Annotated in this window: 17 protein-coding genes; 7 read left to right on the top strand and 10 right to left on the bottom strand. The window is 68.2% G+C overall.

The window, feature by feature from the left end:
- Both JVH1_RS18540 and JVH1_RS18535 read right to left on the bottom strand, forming a co-directional pair.
- A complete protein-coding gene (locus tag JVH1_RS18540; RefSeq protein WP_009476696.1) occupies positions 1 to 2,073 on the bottom strand; it encodes an acetate--CoA ligase family protein in 2,073 nt (690 codons plus the stop codon).
- On the bottom strand, positions 2,070 to 2,903 hold the full coding sequence (locus JVH1_RS18535) for an SDR family NAD(P)-dependent oxidoreductase (RefSeq protein WP_011596223.1): 834 nt from the start codon (positions 2,901 to 2,903) through the stop codon (positions 2,070 to 2,072). Before JVH1_RS18535 ends, JVH1_RS18540 begins: the two co-directional genes overlap by 4 nt.
- Before the next feature lie 275 nt (positions 2,904 to 3,178).
- Between JVH1_RS18535 and JVH1_RS18530 the strand changes: the two genes are divergently transcribed.
- A complete protein-coding gene (locus JVH1_RS18530; RefSeq protein ID WP_009476698.1) occupies positions 3,179 to 3,787 on the top strand; it encodes a TetR/AcrR family transcriptional regulator in 609 nt (202 codons plus the stop codon).
- A 36-nt stretch (positions 3,788 to 3,823) separates the two neighbouring features.
- Entirely contained in the window at positions 3,824 to 4,759 is a 936-nt protein-coding gene (locus JVH1_RS18525; protein ID WP_009476699.1) for a DMT family transporter, read from the top strand.
- Between the two features lie 3 nt (positions 4,760 to 4,762).
- On the opposite strand, the gene JVH1_RS18520 is transcribed toward JVH1_RS18525, so the two are convergent.
- From JVH1_RS18520 to leuS, 6 genes are all read right to left on the bottom strand, one after another.
- Positions 4,763 to 5,218 (bottom strand): DUF5994 family protein, encoded by a 456-nt coding sequence (locus JVH1_RS18520; protein WP_009476700.1) that lies wholly within the window; start codon positions 5,216 to 5,218, stop codon positions 4,763 to 4,765.
- The gene (locus tag JVH1_RS18515) at positions 5,215 to 5,724 is read right to left on the bottom strand and encodes a DUF5994 family protein (protein ID WP_011596225.1); all 510 of its coding nucleotides are present in this window, start codon (positions 5,722 to 5,724) and stop codon (positions 5,215 to 5,217) included. The genes JVH1_RS18520 and JVH1_RS18515 overlap by 4 nt, the downstream gene beginning before the upstream one ends.
- A gap of 124 nt (positions 5,725 to 5,848) precedes the next feature.
- Entirely contained in the window at positions 5,849 to 6,208 is a 360-nt protein-coding gene (locus JVH1_RS18510; protein WP_009476702.1) for a DUF5990 family protein, read from the bottom strand.
- 43 nt (positions 6,209 to 6,251) lie between these two features.
- On the bottom strand, positions 6,252 to 6,887 hold the full coding sequence (locus tag JVH1_RS18505; RefSeq protein WP_009476703.1) for a hypothetical protein: 636 nt from the start codon (positions 6,885 to 6,887) through the stop codon (positions 6,252 to 6,254).
- Complete coding sequence (locus JVH1_RS18500; protein WP_009476704.1) at positions 6,884 to 7,501, bottom strand: hypothetical protein; 618 nt, start codon at positions 7,499 to 7,501, stop codon at positions 6,884 to 6,886. The genes JVH1_RS18505 and JVH1_RS18500 overlap by 4 nt, the downstream gene beginning before the upstream one ends.
- A 61-nt stretch (positions 7,502 to 7,562) precedes the next feature.
- Entirely contained in the window at positions 7,563 to 10,427 is a 2,865-nt protein-coding gene (gene leuS, locus JVH1_RS18495; protein WP_009476705.1) for a leucine--tRNA ligase, read from the bottom strand.
- A 115-nt stretch (positions 10,428 to 10,542) separates the two neighbouring features.
- Between leuS and JVH1_RS18490 the strand changes: the two genes are divergently transcribed.
- Positions 10,543 to 10,944: an SdpI family protein gene (locus tag JVH1_RS18490; RefSeq protein WP_005249154.1), complete on the top strand. Its 402-nt coding sequence runs from the start codon at positions 10,543 to 10,545 to the stop codon at positions 10,942 to 10,944.
- Positions 10,945 to 10,966: 22 nt separating this feature from the next.
- Entirely contained in the window at positions 10,967 to 11,938 is a 972-nt protein-coding gene (locus JVH1_RS18485) for a DUF1648 domain-containing protein (protein ID WP_009476706.1), read from the top strand.
- 32 nt (positions 11,939 to 11,970) lie between these two features.
- Here the strand turns inward: JVH1_RS18485 and JVH1_RS18480 are convergent, their stop codons facing one another.
- Positions 11,971 to 12,648, bottom strand: coding sequence for a FadR/GntR family transcriptional regulator (locus JVH1_RS18480; protein ID WP_009476707.1), 678 nt, complete (start codon positions 12,646 to 12,648; stop codon positions 11,971 to 11,973).
- Between the two features lie 68 nt (positions 12,649 to 12,716).
- Between JVH1_RS18480 and JVH1_RS18475 the strand changes: the two genes are divergently transcribed.
- From JVH1_RS18475 to JVH1_RS18465, 3 genes are read left to right on the top strand one after another with little or no spacing between them, the layout of a single operon-like run.
- Positions 12,717 to 13,988, top strand: a complete 1,272-nt coding sequence (locus JVH1_RS18475; RefSeq protein ID WP_009476708.1) for an MFS transporter — start codon at positions 12,717 to 12,719, stop codon at positions 13,986 to 13,988.
- Positions 13,985 to 14,977, top strand: coding sequence for a bile acid:sodium symporter family protein (locus tag JVH1_RS18470; RefSeq protein ID WP_009476709.1), 993 nt, complete (start codon positions 13,985 to 13,987; stop codon positions 14,975 to 14,977). The genes JVH1_RS18475 and JVH1_RS18470 overlap by 4 nt, the downstream gene beginning before the upstream one ends.
- 10 nt (positions 14,978 to 14,987) lie before the next feature.
- On the top strand, positions 14,988 to 15,770 hold the full coding sequence (locus tag JVH1_RS18465; protein ID WP_009476710.1) for a Mut7-C RNAse domain-containing protein: 783 nt from the start codon (positions 14,988 to 14,990) through the stop codon (positions 15,768 to 15,770).
- Here JVH1_RS18465 and JVH1_RS18460 read toward each other — a convergent pair.
- Positions 15,758 to 15,934, bottom strand: a complete 177-nt coding sequence (locus tag JVH1_RS18460; RefSeq protein WP_009476711.1) for a hypothetical protein — start codon at positions 15,932 to 15,934, stop codon at positions 15,758 to 15,760. The two genes, JVH1_RS18465 and JVH1_RS18460, sit on opposite strands and share 13 nt — an antisense overlap.
- Between the last annotated feature and the right edge of the window lie 2 nt (positions 15,935 to 15,936).

Raw genomic sequence — 15,936 nt, 5'->3', positions numbered from 1 at the left:
TCAGTTGGTGTTCGATGAGCTGAGGACGATGCGTGCGTCGAGTCCGAGGGCGTGCTTCGGAGTGACGAATAGTGGGTTGATCTCGAGTTCCGCGATCTCGGGGTGTGCGGTGGCCACGGTCGTGACGGCGGCGATGGCATCCGCGGCCGCGTCGACGTTGATCGGGGGCCTGCCGCGAACCCCTCGGAGCAGAGCGGACGCCCGCAGGTTGTCGAGCAGGCCGCGGGCGGTCTCCGCATCGACCGGCGCCAGCGCGAAGGCGACGTCCGCGAGGACCTCGGTGAAGATACCGCCGAGACCCACCATCGCCACGGGACCGAACCGCGGGTCGGTCTGGACTCCCACGATGAGTTCGACTCCCTCACTGAGGTCCGCCATCCCCTCCACGCAGTAGGCGGGCGCACCGAGCGAGTCGTCCATCCGCGTGAACGCGTCGGTGAGTTGCTGCGCGGTTCCCAATCCGAGCGCCACCCCGCCGGAGTCGGACTTGTGCAGCAACCCCATCGCCTTCAGGACCACGGGGTACCCCACGGTGTCGGCCGCTGCCACCGCCTCGGCGCAGGTCCGCACCAGTTGCGCGTCCGGGAACTCGACGCCCGCAGTGCGGAAGAGTTCGCGGGCGTCCCAGTACGCGTCGCTGGTGACCGGCTCGGCCGGCTCGCTCGACAGGCTCGCATGATGCTGCGGCGCAGCGGTTTCGGCGATGATCCCGAGCGCACCCGCGGCATCCTCCACCGCCCGGAAGACCGGAACTCCGCTGTCGGCGAGGACCCGGGCCGCGGCGCTGTCGGGATGCATCGTGTGCACGACGACCGGCTTGCCGTGGGTGCGCGCCGTCTCGGCCATCGCACGGGCGGTGTCGACCTCCGCTCGCGCGAGGTTCTCGCCGTAACTTCCGTAGCCGCCGAAGTATCCGGTGAGCAGGACGGAATCGACGGCCGGACTCTGCAGGATGGTGTCGAGGACCGAGACGAACGAGGTGATGTCCTGTTCCCCGGCTCCGGCGAGGTCGACCGGGTTCGTCACCCCGGCGGACGGCGGCAACAGAGTGCGCAGTGCGCTGCTGATGTCGGCGGTGAACTCCGGCACCGCGAGTCCGGCTGCCTCGACGACGTCGGACGCGACACCCGCGTGCCCGCCGCCGTCCGCGATGACGCCGACCCTGCGTACCTCCGCAGGTCCGTACCCGAGGAGTGTGGCCGCCACGTCCGCGAGCTGCCGTGGACTCGACACCCGGTACACCCCGGCAGCCCGGCAGGCCGCGTCGATGACCGCGCTGTCGGACGTCAGCGATCCCGTGTGCGACTGCGCCCCGCGGATGGAGGCCGCGCTGCCACCCACCGTCAGCAGCAGAACCGGCTTCCCGGCTCGGGATGCCTGCGCGGCGGCATCGACGAACGCCCGCCCGTCACCGAAGTCCTCGCAGTACACGGCGATGAGATCGGTGTCGTCGTGCTCCACGCAGGAGCGGATGAGGTCGGCGGCGCCGAGGTCTGCCTGGTTCCCGAGCGAGGCGAACCGGGAGAACCCGTGCCCGCGGGCCTCGAGGAACTGGCTGAGTTCGAGCGCCATGTTGCCGCTCTGGGAGAGCAGCGCGACCCGTCCGGCGGGAAGCGCGTTCGAGGCCAGCGTCAGCGCGGTGCTCGAATCCAGCACACCCAGGCAGTTCGGCCCGAGAAGGACGGCTCCGGCCGCCCGCACCCGCTCCACGACCCGATCCTGCACAGCCTTTCCGGCAGCACCGAGTTCGGCGAAACCGGCGGTGACGCCGACGATGGCGGTGGCGCCCGCCGCGAGGGCGTCGTCCACGGCCTCCTCGAAACCCTGTGCCGGAACGGTGATGACAACGAGATCGACTCGTTCGTCGAGTTCCGACAGGCTGCGGAGCGAAGGGTGTCCCAGGATGCGCTCACCGCGCCGGTTGACGAGGTGGACCGACCGGTTGCCCTTCATGCGGAGCGCCTGAACGCTGATCCAGTTGCCGTACTTCGTCTCGTCGTTGCTGGCACCGAGGACGGCGACCGACCGGGGGTCGAACAGTGCCGTGAGGTCACGGTCGGTGATCGTGCTCATCGCGTCTCCTCGACCTTCGGAGCTGGGTGACCCGTACCCCAGGCGTCGGCGCCGCCGTCGATCACCAGCGTGGTGCCGGTGACGTAACTGCCTGCGGGCGACGCGAGGAATGTGACCACTCCGGAGACGTCCTCGGCCGTACCCAGGCGTCCGAGCGGAACCGCGGACGTCCACTGCGCGCGGGCCTCTTCGGTGTAGTTGCCCTCCATGCCCTCCGTCGCGATGGTGCCCGGGGCGATGCAGATCGACCGGATTCCGTACCTGCTCCACTCCAGCGACAGTCCGGACGCGAGGTTCTCGAGGGCGGCGCGGGCCGAGGTGGCATGGACCATCGATGCGATTCCGCGACGCGGGGAGAACGCCATGAAGAAGATGCATCCCGACCGCTGCGGAATCATCGCGCGAACGGCGACCTCCCGGGTGACCGCCCAGGTGGCGTCGACGGCGAGGCGGTGAACGGCGCGCCATCCCTTGCTGGTGATGTCCTCGGCCGGCGCCGCGAACTGGCCGCCGGCGTTGTTGACGAGGATGTCGATCCGGCCGAATGTGTCGAGAGCGCGGTCGACCAGGTCGGTCACCTGCTCTTCCTCGCGAATGTCGGCGGGCACTGCGAGCACCCGGGCGCCCAGCGCCTCGATCTCGGCGGCGGTTTTTTCGAGGGGCTCGGACCGGCGGCCGCTGATGACGACGTCGGCTCCACACCTCGCCATGTCCAGTGCGATCGCGCGTCCGATCCCGGTGCCTCCACCGGTGATCAGTGCCACCCGCCCGCGATGGACGTCGGGGCGCAGCACCTGCCCGGCGCCTCCACCTGGGTTCTCACATTCCATCGAGCGTTCGCCTCTCGTCGCTGCCGTTCCGACCCGGGGGTCTGACTGATGCATCAGTTATACCGTGATGCAGCCCACAGATGTCAAGGGTTTTCCGGAAACTGACTCGCCGCCCGAATGGTTTTTCTGCTCATTGAGATGGTTTGAGCTGAGGTTATGCAGGGGAGTCCCCGGAGTCGACCACTTTCACGCAGGGGATGCGCTGTCTGACTGATGCGTCAGTTTGAGGCGTATGATTTGATGGATCAGTCAGATGACTAATCGAAGGAGGGACAGTGACCGCTCAAGTCACCGAGGACGCGCGTCGAACGGCGATACTCGATGCCGCGGCTCAGCTGATCGCCGAGCGCGGATACCACTCGGTCCGCATCTCCGACATCGCACAGGTCGTCGGCACCAGCACCGGGGCGGTGCACTACTACTTCCCCGGCAAGAGCGACGTCCTGACGGCTGCCCTCCGCCACGCCATCGACAACGCGTTCGACCGGCAGAGCCGCGAACTCAAGGCGATCGACAACGCCCACGAGCGGCTGCTCCGCCTGATCGACATGCAGTTGCCCCGCGTCGGGCCACTGCGCGACGAGTGGTCCATCTGGCTGCAGTTCTGGGCCGAGGCCACGCTGCGACCCGAACTCCGCCCGTTCCACAACACCTACTACGCGCGCTGGCACGAAACCGTCGTCAAGATCGTCCGTCGCGGACAACGCCAGGAGATCTTCCGCACCGACGTCGACCCGGAGACCATCGCGCAGCGGCTGACCGCGCTCACCGACGGGACCGCCATCCAGGTGCTCACCGGCGCACCGAACATGACCGTCGCCGCCATGAAAGAGGTTCTCGTGCAGTTCGTTCACGACGAACTCGTCGCGCCGCGGACATGGTGACCCGACCACCGCGGACCGCTCGGCGCGTTCGAGTCCATGGGCGATAGCACCACCCGCGGCCGCAGTGCCGTCGCCTGGGGATGTGGTGCGGCCTCCGCGGTCGCCTACGGACTCACCCCGACGTTCGCCGCGATCGGCTACGCCGGTGGAGTGTCGCCGGCCGTCCTCGTCTGCCTCCGCAGCCTCGTCGGTGCCGCACTCCTGCTACTCCTGGCCTGGTCGACCGGACGACTGACGGGCGTGACCTGGAAGTCCGCTGTCGGGCTGTGCTTCATCTGCGGCCCGCTGTTCGGCATCCAGCTGCTGTGTTTCTTTGCGGCAGTGCGCGTGACCGGCGCCCAGATCGCGGTCGTGATCGTCCACATCTACCCGCTGTTCGTGATGGCGCTGGTCTGGGTGCTCACCCGGAACAGGATCCACCGCGGTCAGCTGGTGCTGGCCCTCGCGATGTCCGGCGGCATCGCGCTCGTCGCAGGCGCGGGCAGCTCCGCCGTCGCCGTGAACGGGGCGGTACTCGCCCTCCTCAGCGCTGCCGGGTACGCCCTGTATCTGGTGGTCGGGGAACGATGGGTACACCAGGTCAGCCCCGTCGCCGCCGGCGGACTGGCGTCACTCGGCGCCGGAATCGCCACCGGCACCATCGCCGTCGTCGACGGACAGTCCTGGACGTTCGCACCCAGCGGGTGGGGGTCCATCCTGTTCCAGGGGCTCCTGCTGATGCCGATCGGGATCGGCTGCTCCTTCATCGCGGTACGCGCGCTCGGTTCGGCCTCGGTCAGCCTCCTCGGACTGCTCGAACCGGTGGTCGGGGTGCTGGCCGCCCAGATTCTGCTGGGCGAGCAACTGTCGCCGGTGCAGTGGGCGGGGATGGCCGTCGTCCTGATCGCGTCCGCAGCACTGCCGTGGATGCGGGAGAAGCGTCCCCGTCACGTCGATCGGCCGCCGGCCCTCCACGACGCCGAGAGCCGATAGCGACTACTGGTCCGGAGCGAGACCCACAGCCCGCTGCATCGCCTCGAAAGCGTTGTCGGCGTCGGTATTGGGCCCGACGATCAAGATGTCGAGGCGACGTCCGTCGGTACCGAAGACGTACATGATGTCGGGCGGCTGATCCGGATCCGGGCCGGACACCTCGATGCCGTCCCGCCGGTCGATGCCGCGTTGCGAGATGCTCAGCGAGTTCCAGTCGAACGCGACGCGTTCGGTCGTTCCCACTCGATCCGTCAACGCGCTGATCAGGTCGTGCAGTTCGGTGGTCAGATTGGTGGTTCGGGGCCACCACGCCCCGTCGACGCCCTCCGACACCTCGCCGCGAGCGCGCAGAAGCAGTCTCGGGGTCCGGGTGGGTGCGTCGAAAGGCTGCCCACCGTCGGCCGGCCGAGAAAGTCCCAGCCCACGACCGGAGTGCGTGATGTTGTCGTCGTGCGTCATCGTTCACGTCCCTTCGCGCTCGTGGTGCGGTCGAAGCCGTCCCTGATGCCCGACATCAGCAGTTCGTCGGCGGTCAGGGCACTGTTGGGGTTGGCCGCCGTGTGCATCGTCGAGTCGGCATAGCGGGCATCGGCCTCGGGGGGCACCACCAGGAGCGTCAACCTCGTCCGCTTCAGACCGCTCACGTACAGGGTGTTGAGCGGCTGGTACTCGTAGCCGTCGAGATGCACCGACCGCCCCGCGACCGTGACCCGGCGCGGCGCAGGAAGCCAGGCCTTGATGTCGTACACGACCCGATCGACCACACCCACCCGAACCGCCACCAGCGCAACCAGATCCGCAATCTCCACGGTCAGGTCACGGGACCGGGGCCACCAGGCGCCGTCCACCGTGCCGGCACCGGGCGCTTCCGGCTTCAACCGAAGCCGCGGCGACTGCGCCGGGCCGCCACGAGTATGGGCGCCGTGAAGACGACCGGGAAAATTGCGATCCTGTTGTAGCGTCATGACGACGCTCCCGCCTCGGCCGCAATGCGACCGATATCTCTGTCGGCGGCGACGCGATCTCGGGCGTTCGCGTACGAAGTGCCGCCGATACCCTCACCCTACGCGCAGGGGGTACGGCGATCGGCTACGCCGACCACTCGACCAACGGCGGACGCACCGCAGCGCACAGCGGATTTCCCCGGGCGTCGGTGAGCCCGAGTCGCGCCGTGATGCGACCGGCAGCCGACGCCGCGTCCGCAATCGCCGGATCCACCGCGTCCACATCAACTTCGCCCGGCGGAACATGTCGAATCGGCCGTCGGCATCGAGCGTCCCCCACGACAGGTAGACGAACCGCGCGCCCCGGCCGGCCCTGCACGTACGGTCCGGTGAGGTCGAGACCCGTCAGCGTCGGGGTCGCCGTGCAGTCGAGAACCCAGCCGGCGGTGGTCGCGTCTCCCGGATGCAGACCGAGAAGGTCGGTTGCCTCGATGACGAGTTGCACCCATGTGTCAAACCACCCGTGAGTACTTGTTAACCGCCGGTGGTTAATAAGTACTCACGGGCGCGCACGCCCAGCGCAGAACCGAATACAGCAGTTGCGTTGCGCCGGGCATGAACCCGGATCCGTGGTGGTACACGGGGTCCATCGTGGTGACGAGCAGCCGCCCCGCGGTAGTGGTCTCGTCGACGAACAGGATCGAACCGTCGCGCTCACCGTGCTCGGTGTGGAGGTCGACCAGGCTCACCGCGCCGCTCGGCGGCTCCAGGACGCCGTGGTAGTGCCAGATCACGGAGCGTTCGGAGAAGTAGTCCCACGCCGGGTGGTCGGGGGAACGCAGACGCAGTCGGTGATCCTCGCCGGTGCGCCACCACCAGAACACGGTCGGGCGGCTGTCCTCGCGGACACCGGGAAGCCAGTCCCCGCAGTGGTTCTCGCCGAAGACGACCACCGTGGCACCGCGACCGAGACAGTCGATGATCGCCGCGGTCCACCGTGTCAGCAGGTCCGGGCGCAGGCGGTCGACGACCACCAGGACGTCCACGTCGCGGAGGTCGCCGAGGTCGCCGGTGCGCACGTGCACCGGGCGGATCCGGTACGGCTCCAGGGCGGGGTCGGCGAGAGTGGCCAGCTGGGCGTGGCTACCACCGTGCAGGAAGGCGACGGTCGCGGCGCGGGTCATCTCACCTCCAGCCATCGGACGATCTGCGGCCGCAGGTCGGCGGTGCCGCGATCGGCACTCGAGAACTGGAGCAGGTCGTTGCCGCCGTGTACCAGCACCCGGCCGGCGCCGAGCGGGTACTCGTAGTCGATCGGGGCGCGGGTGCGACCGATCGTGTGCACCACCCGCGCGCCGTCTGGCAGGTCCAGATAGCAGCCGCGGCCGTAGAACCCCGCGACGCCGATGCGTTCGAGTTCGGCGAACGCCACCGGTCCGCGGCGCCCCGTGTTGTAGAGAAACGCCTTCGGATCGGTCCCGGCCCACACCGGGTGCTCCGTCACACGCGTCAGCGCCAGGTCCGCAGGGCCGCGGTACTCGAGCTTGCGCCACCGGGTCAGTCCGTCCAGGAAGACGCGCTGCACGTGCCCGTTGACGACGACCCGGCCGCCGCGGACCACGAAAGAGTTCAGGAAGTCCCGCTGCTCGACGAGGAATTCCTGATCGACGTCCCACCTGAGGTAGATACCGGTGACGTCCGCGGTGCACGCGGTCGGCAGGTCGTAGACGTCGACTTCACTGAACCCGTCGACCACCGTCTCGTCGCGGGGAGCCATCACGGCTTTGAGAACGGTCATACGACGATCCTGCCGTGAGTACTTATTAACCGCCCGACGTTAACAAGTACTCACGGGCGCGTCAGCGCACTATGTTGACCATCTTGCCGGGAACGACGATCACCTTGCGGGGATCCTGGCCGTCGAGGAGCGCCACGATCTTGTCGTCGGCCAGCGCGATCTTCTCGATCTCCTCGCGCGGGGCGTCTGCCGCGACGGTCACGCGGCTCCGGACCTTGCCGTTGACCTGGATCGGGTACTCGACGGTGTCTTCCACCAGCCACTTCTCCTCGGCCACCGGGAAGGGGCCGTGGGCCAGGGACTTCTCGTGCCCGAGCCGCGACCACAGCTCCTCCGCGAGGTGCGGGGCCAGCGGTGCCAGCATCAGCACCAGCGGCTCCACCACCGAGCGGGGGGCACCGCCGGGGTACGCCTTGGTGAGGTGGTTGGTGTACTCGATCAGCTTGGCCGCCGCCGTGTTGTCGCGAAGGGCCGTGTAGTCCTCGCTCACACCGGCGATCGCCTTGTTCAGCGCGCGCAGCGTGTCCTCCGCCGGGGCGTCGTCGGTGACGCGCAGTGCACCGGACTCCTCGTCGACCACCACCCGCCACGCGCGCTGCAGGAAGCGCTGCGCACCGACGACGTCCTTGGTCGCCCATGGGCGGGACGTGTCCAGCGGACCCATCGACATCTCGTACACGCGGAGCGTGTCGGCGCCGTACTCCTCGCAGATCTCGTCCGGCGACACGGAGTTCTTGAGGCTCTTGCCCATCTTCCCGTACTCGCGGTTGACCTCGACGCCCTGGTGGAAGAACTTGCCGTCCTTCTCCTCCACCTCGTCCGCGGGTACGTACACGCCGCGCGCATCGGTGTACGCGTACGCCTGGATGTAGCCCTGGTTGTACAGGCGGCGGTACGGCTCGCTCGAGCTGACGTAGCCGAGGTCGAACAGCACCTTGTGCCAGAACCGCGAGTACAGCAGGTGCAGCACCGCATGCTCGACCCCGCCGACGTACAGGTCGACGCCGCCGGGATCGTTGGGTCCGTGGATCTCCGGGCGCGGACCCGTCCAGTACCGCTCGTTCTCCTTGTCGCAGAACACGTCCGGGTTGGTGGGGTCGATGTACCGCAGCTGGTACCAGGAGCTGCCGGCCCACTGCGGCATCACGTTGGTGTCGCGGCGGTACGTCTGCAGCCCGTCGCCGAGGTCGAGTTCGACGTTGACCCAGTCGACGGCCTTCGCCAGCGGGGGAGAGGGCTCCGAGGACGCGTCGTCCGGATCGAACGACACGGGTGCGTAGTCCTCGACCTCCGGGAGCTCCACCGGCAGAGACGATTCCGGCAGGGCGTGCGCGTTGCCCTCGGCGTCGTACACGATCGGGAACGGCTCGCCCCAGTACCGCTGGCGGGCGAACAGCCAGTCGCGCAGTTTGTACTGGATGGTGCCCTTGCCGGTGCCGTCCGCTTCCAGACGCTCGGTGATCGCCTTCTTGGCGTCGGCGACACTCATGCCGTTCAGGAAATCGGAGTTCACGATCGTGCCGTCGCCGGTGTACGCGTCCTTGGTGAGGTCGCCGCCGGAGATGACCTCGACGATGTCGAGACCGAACTCGGTCGCGAACTCGTAGTCGCGGTGGTCGTGACCCGGGACCGCCATGATGGCGCCCGTGCCGTAGCCGGTGAGGACGTAGTCGGCGATGAACACCGGCAACTTGTGCCCGTTGACGGGGTTCACCGCGTAGGTGCCGAGGAAGACGCCCGTCTTCTCCTTGTATTCCTGACGCTCGAGATCCGACTTGGCCGCGATCGACTTCCGGTACGCCGCAACCGCTTCGGCGGGAGTTGCGGCACCACCGGTCCAGCGCGAATCCACACCCCGGGGCCACTCGGCCGCAACGATGTCGTCCACCAGTTCGTGCTCCGGCGCCAGCGTCACGTACGTCGCGCCGAACAGCGTGTCCGGACGCGTCGTGAACACCTCGACGTCGTGGACAGTGGGTTCACCCTCGCTCCGCTCGACCGCCACGGCGAACTTCACCTGCGCACCGTGCGAGCGTCCGATCCAGTTGCGCTGCATGGTCTTGACCTTCTCGGGCCAGTCCAGGTACTCCAGGTCGTCCACCAGACGGTCCGAGTACGCGGTGATGCGCATCATCCACTGCTGCAGGTGCTTACGGAACACGGGGAAGTTGCCGCGGTCGCTGCGACCGTCGGCGGTCACCTCCTCGTTTGCCAGTACCGTGCCCAGGCCGGGGCACCAGTTGACCATCGAATCGGAGTGGTAGACGAGGCGGTAGGAGTCCAGGACGGCCTCCTTCTCGGACACGGACAGCGACGCCCAGTCCCGTCCGTCCTCCAGCGAGCGCGCACCCGAGACGAACTCGGCCTCGAGCTCCGAGATCCGCCGGGCTTTGCCCGCCTCCTTGTCGAACCACGCGTCGTGGATCTGCAGGAAGATCCACTGCGTCCAGTGGTAGAAGTCGGTGTCGGTGGTCGCGAATGTGCGGCGTTCGTCGTGGCCGAGCCCGAGGCGGCGCAGCTGCCGCTTCATGTTGACGATGTTGGCCTCGGTGGTGGTCCGCGGGTGCGTACCCGTCTGCACCGCGTACTGCTCGGCAGGCAGACCGAACGCGTCGTAGCCGAGGGTGTGCAGCACGTTGTGGCCCTGCATGCGGTGATAGCGGGCGAACACGTCGGTGGCGATGTAGCCGAGCGGGTGGCCCACGTGCAGACCCGTCCCCGACGGGTACGGGAACATGTCCTGCACGAACAACTTGTCCGCGGGAACGTCGCCGGCGAGGGGACCGACCGGGTTGGGCGCGTTGAACGTGCCCTCCTCGCTCCACCGGTCCTGCCAGCGCTGCTCGATCTGGCCGGCGAGCTCCGCGGTGTAGCGGTGCTGCGGGGTCGCGTCGGACGGGTTGGCGGGCTGCACGTGCTCGGTCACTGTGGTCGCTATCTACTTGGCTGACATTCTGAATTAGGGGGATACCGTCAACCAGGGTAGAGCCTCACCCCACCCGGGCTCACCTGCGCGTCCGGGTCCGCCGTATCCTGGTCTCGTGTTGATTGCCTCCGTCGTGCTGTTCGTGCTCGCCGTCGCTGTCTCCGGTGTCGCCGTTGCAGGCCTCGCCGAGCGCCTCCCGCGCAACCGGTGGGCGGGTGTTCGCACCCCCGAGACGATGCGCGACGATCAGACGTTTGCGCTGGCCAACAAGGTCGCAGGGCCCACCCTGCTCGCCGCGGCCGGGCTCCTCGTGATCGGCGGAATCGCCGGAATCCTGATCGGCGGAGTCTTCGGAATCGGTGCCGTCCTCGTCAGCGTCGTGGCTGCCGCTCTCACCGCGGCGACGGGCGGATCACTCGGTGCCCGTGCCGCCGCGGCGGTGCCCGCTGCCGACACCGGCGGGTGCGGCAGTTCCTGCGGTGCGTGCTCGCTGAAGGGCGCCTGCCAGCCGTCCTGACCGGCTGCCGACGGCCCGTCCGGTGAAGTCCTCGCGCGTCGTCGACCCCGCAGGCGCAGTTTTCGGTCTCCTGCTGCCGGTCCTCGCCGCCCTGTTCGGGGTCGTCCTCACGAAGATCTGGGAACCGCGGCTGCCCGCGGAGATCGCAACCCACTGGACCACCACCTCGCCCGACGGCTTCGCCACCCCGATGTCGAGCGCCTGGACCTTTGCCCTGGTGACGGTCCTGTTCGGTGGCGGATGTGCCGCGATCGCCGCACTGGCCCAGGCGATGCTGATGATGCGACGCACGATGCTCGTCGTCGGACTGTCCGTGGTCGGCCTGATCCTGACGGTGCAGGTGGTGCTGCTCTACGTCCAACTCGACATCACCGACGTCTCTCATACCGAACTGCCGTTGTGGTCGCTCGGCCTCGGCGTCGTGATCGGCGCGGTCGTCGGCCTGCTCGGCGCCGCCCTGCTGCGCGACTACCGGCCCCGGGTGTCCGCCACAAGTCCCCCCGACCCCCGGTTGCCGCGCGCCGACGACCCGGCGACGGTCGCGGACACGGTCGGTTTCGGCACCGTCGGCTCGCTGGTGCTGCTCCTGCTGCTCGGTGTCGCGCCCGCTGTCGCCGTCTGTCTGCTCGTCGACGGGTGGTGGCCGCTCGCGGTGTTCGTTCCGGTCGGGCTGCTGGTGGTGAGCCTGCTCCGCTTCCGGGTGATCGTCGATCCGTCCGGCATCCGGGTGGTGAACATGGGCATGACCGCATTGCAGTACGGCGTCGACGAGATCGAGGGCGCCCGCGTCGACGTGATCAAGCCGTTCGACGACTTCGGAGGCTGGGGACTCAAGGTGAAGGGCCGGCGGAACTACGGCGTCGTGACGAGGAGCGGTCCCGCCGTGATCGTCACGACGGCGTGCGGCGACCGGCTGACCGTCACCAGTGCACGGGCCGAGGACATGGCCGGGGCGCTCAACACGTTCGCCGACAGGCGGCTCCGCCACCCGTGAGTGGCCCGGGAGTGCAGGGACTCGCTAACCACTCACGGGCGGGAGGCCTGGTGCACCGCGTCGAGCACGCGGTCGAGGTAGCCGAGGGCGGCCCGGACCGCGGCGTCCGCGTCGCGGGCGGCGATCGCGTCGATGACGGCGCGATGGTCGTCGGTGGTCAGCGACGGGGGGTGGACGCCCTCGGTGAAGTCGTAGGTGGCGCGGGTGGGTTCGAGGATCCCCGCGAACAGGTCGGACAGCACCGGATTGTGCGCGGCCTCCACGACCCCGAGGTGAAATGCGAGGTCGGCGTCCGCGAACCGGGACGGCTGATCCGTCGTTCGCTGCCGCTCTTCCAGTAGCGCGGACAGGGACCGCAGGTCGTCGTCGGTGCGGCGACCGCACGCCAGCCGGACGGCCTCCGTCTCGAGGGCCCGCCGGACCTCGAAGACGTTCAGCATCTCGGCGACCGCGACCTGTCGCCCGAGCAGCCCGCCGATGTCGGTGCGGGCCCGCACGAACGTCCCGGACCCGCGCCGGATCTCGAGGATGCCCGTCGACGTCAGGGTCTTGATGGCCTCGCGCACGGTGTTGCGCCCGACCCCGAGCAGCGTCATCAACTCGGGTTCCGTCGGGATGCGCTCGCCCACCGTCCAGTCGCCCTGGGCGATCTGGCCACGCATCCAGTCCAGGGACTGCTGATACGCGGATTCGCGCCGAACCACTGCCATGTACTCATCCTCACACCTCGCCGGCTCGCGACACACGACCGGCCCGCCTAAACTACGTAGGACGTCCCATGTATTCGGACAGCCCGAGGAGGCGACCCCACACGTCCACGTCAACCGCTCACGCCGACACCGTCCCCACCTCCACCAGCCGCCACTTCCACGGCCTGAACTACCTCCTCGTCGTGCTGCTCCTCGGCGCCAACATCCCCACGGCGCTGTACTCGCTCTACCGCCACGAGTTCGGATTCACCCCTCTGGTCCAGACGCTGATCTTCGCCGTCTATGTCGCCGGACTGCTTCCCTCGTTGCTGTTCTTCGGCCCGCTGTCCGACAAACTCGGACGCCGTTTCGTGTTGCTGGCCGCCATCTCCTTCAGCCTGCTGGGCGCACTGGTCCTCGCGTTCGCCGACTCGACCATCTGGCTGTTCTTCGGCCGAATCGCCCAGGGCATCGCCGTCGGTGCGTGTTCGGCCGCCGGATCCGCCGCCCTCATCGAGCACGAACCGGCCCGGAACCTCCGCCGCGCGGGTCTCGCCGCCACCCTCACCACCGCACTCGGTGCGTCGCTGGGCCCGCTGTTCGGCGGGGCCGTCGCGCAGTACCTTCCGCACGCCCTCGTCCTGCCGTACGTGCTGTTCGCGCTGACACTGCTACCTGCACTGATCATGGTGCTGCTGCTCCCCGCACCCACCGGCGGGCAGTCCCGCCCCACCCAGCTGTTCCAGGTCCCGCACGTCCCCGCACCCATCCGTCAGGTGTTCTGGCTGTCCTCCCTCGGAGTCGCACTGGCGTGGGGTGCCGTCGGCCTGTTCCAGTCGGTGGTCCCGACGTGGATCATCGGCCTGCTCGGCGTGAGCAACCTCGTGGTCGCCGGCGGTGCCGCCGCACTGGTCATGATCTGCTCGGTGACCGCGCAACTCGTGGCCAACCGGCTCGGAACCGTGCTCTGCCGAACCCTGGGCATCGGCGCCGTCGGCGCAGGCATGATCGGGTTGCTCGTCGTCGACTTCGTGCCGTCCCTCGTCCTGCTGTGCGTCGTGACCGTCATCGTCGGTGTGGGGCACGGACTCTCGTTCGCCGGAGCGATGCGCGCGGTGGGTGCCGCCGCCGCGGAGCACGCCCCCGACGCCCAGGGCGGGACGCTCGCCGCGTTCTTCACCGTCGGCTACGTCGGTCTCGCCGTGCCGTCCATCTGCGCGGGCATCGCCATCACCGTCCAGGGCATGCACGTCGCCATCATCGAACTCGCGATCATCGGCGCCGTCCTGTGCGGCGTCCTCGCGGTGCTGAGCGTCCGCACGAAGGGTCGTGACCACGCCGTTCTACCCTTGACGCAGTGAAATTTCTCAGCCGGTTCCACCTCGACGGGTTCGTCCTCGGCATCGTCGCCGTGGCGATCCTGGGGACCGTCTTCCCCGTGTCGGGGACCGGTCAGACGGTGCTCGACTGGGCCACCCGGATCGCGATCGGCGTCCTGTTCCTGCTGTACGGCGCGCGGCTGTCGCCGCAGGAGGCGCTGAAGGGGCTGAAGCACTGGCGGCTGCATTCCGTCGTGTTCGCCGCGACGTTCGTGCTCTTCCCGCTGATCGGGCTCGCGCTGCGCATCCTCGTGCCGGGGGTGCTCAGCGAGGACATGTACACGGGCATCCTGTACCTGTGCCTGGTTCCGTCGACGGTGCAGTCGTCGATCGCGTTCACGTCCATCGCCAAGGGCAACGTGGCCGGGGCGATCGTGAGCGCGTCGTTCTCCAATCTCATCGGTGTGTTCGTGACACCGGCGCTGGTGATCCTGCTGATGAACACCACCGGTGACGCCCACGTCGACTTCTCGTCGATCCTCGACATCGTGCTACAGCTTCTCCTGCCGTTCTTCGTCGGCCAGCTGATCCGGCCGTTCGTCATCGACTGGTTGCAGAAGTACTCCGAACCCACCCGGATCGTGGATCGCGGCTCGATCTTCCTCGTGGTCTTCTCCGCGTTCAGCGCGAGCATGACCGAGGGAATCTGGCACACGGTGACGGTGTGGCAGGTGATCGGTGTCGTGCTGGTGTGCTTCGTCATCCTCGCTGTCGTACTCGCCGTCACGGCAGTGGCCGGTCGGAAGTTGGGATTCTCCGTCCCCGACCGGATCGTCATCGTCTTCTGCGGATCGAAGAAGAGCCTCGCGACCGGTCTGCCGATGGCCTCGGTCCTGTTCGCGGGACATCCGGTGGGGCTGATAGTGCTGCCGCTGATGATCTTCCACCAGATCCAGCTCATCGTCTGCGCCGCGCTCGCGCAGAAGTATTCGAGGCGCAGCCGCGAGGAGTCGGCCAGTACTGTGTCATGAGGGATGTGAAATGCCGATGCCCGAGCCACTTCGTCACTGCGAGTTCCGCTTCTACGAGGAGCTGAACGACTTTCTGCCGCCGCTGCGGCGCAAGCACACGTTCGAGCACGAATTCGATGGCACCCCGTCGGTGAAGGACCGGATCGAGGCGCTGGGCGTCCCGCACACCGAGGTGGATCTGATCCTCGTCGACGAGGTGTCGGTCGATTTCGCGCACCTGCTGCGCGGCGGCGAACGGGTCGCGGTGTACCCGATGTTCGAGCGACTCGAGCTGACCGGAGTCACGAAACTGCGTCCCCGACCGCTGCGGGACCCGACGTTCGTGCTCGACGTGCATCTCGGCCGACTCGCCCGCTACCTCCGCCTGCTGGGATTCGACACCCGCTACCGCAACGACTTCGCCGACCCGGAACTGGTGGACATCTCCCTGTCTGAGCATCGCATCGTCCTGACCCGGGACACGGGCCTACTCAAGAGGTCGGCGCTCACCCACGGCGCGTTCCTGCACGAAACCGACCCACGCCGGCAGTTGCGGGAAGTGCTGGACCGCTTCGACCTTCGGTCGCGGATCTCACCGTTCACGCGGTGCGCGCGCTGCAACGGCCTTCTCGCGCCGGTTCCCCGTGCCGAAGCGCTCGCCGAGGCGCCACCGGGCGTCGCGGGTAACGAACACGAGTTCAGTCGATGCCGCGACTGTGCGCAGCTGTACTGGCCGGGCAGCCATCTTCCGAAGCTGCGCCGACGCCTGTCGGAGGTAGGGGTGACGCTCGAGGTGGATTCTCAGGATGCGTGACGCAGCTGCTCGGCGAACTCCGCCGAGCACACGCAGTCGCCGAATTCGTCGCAGTCGATGATCAGTGCGTGCCGGTCCGCGGACAACTCGACGCACGACTCGTCCGTGCACTCTGCTCCGTAGAGCGCGTGCACGATCAATGTTCCGTGACAGGTGTCGATCACGT

Source organism: Rhodococcus sp. JVH1 (assembly GCF_000280725.2).
Lineage (GTDB): Bacteria > Actinomycetota > Actinomycetes > Mycobacteriales > Mycobacteriaceae > Rhodococcus_F > Rhodococcus_F jostii_A.
Note: the sequence above shows the minus strand (reverse complement) of the source record. Positions and strands in the feature narration are given on the sequence as shown.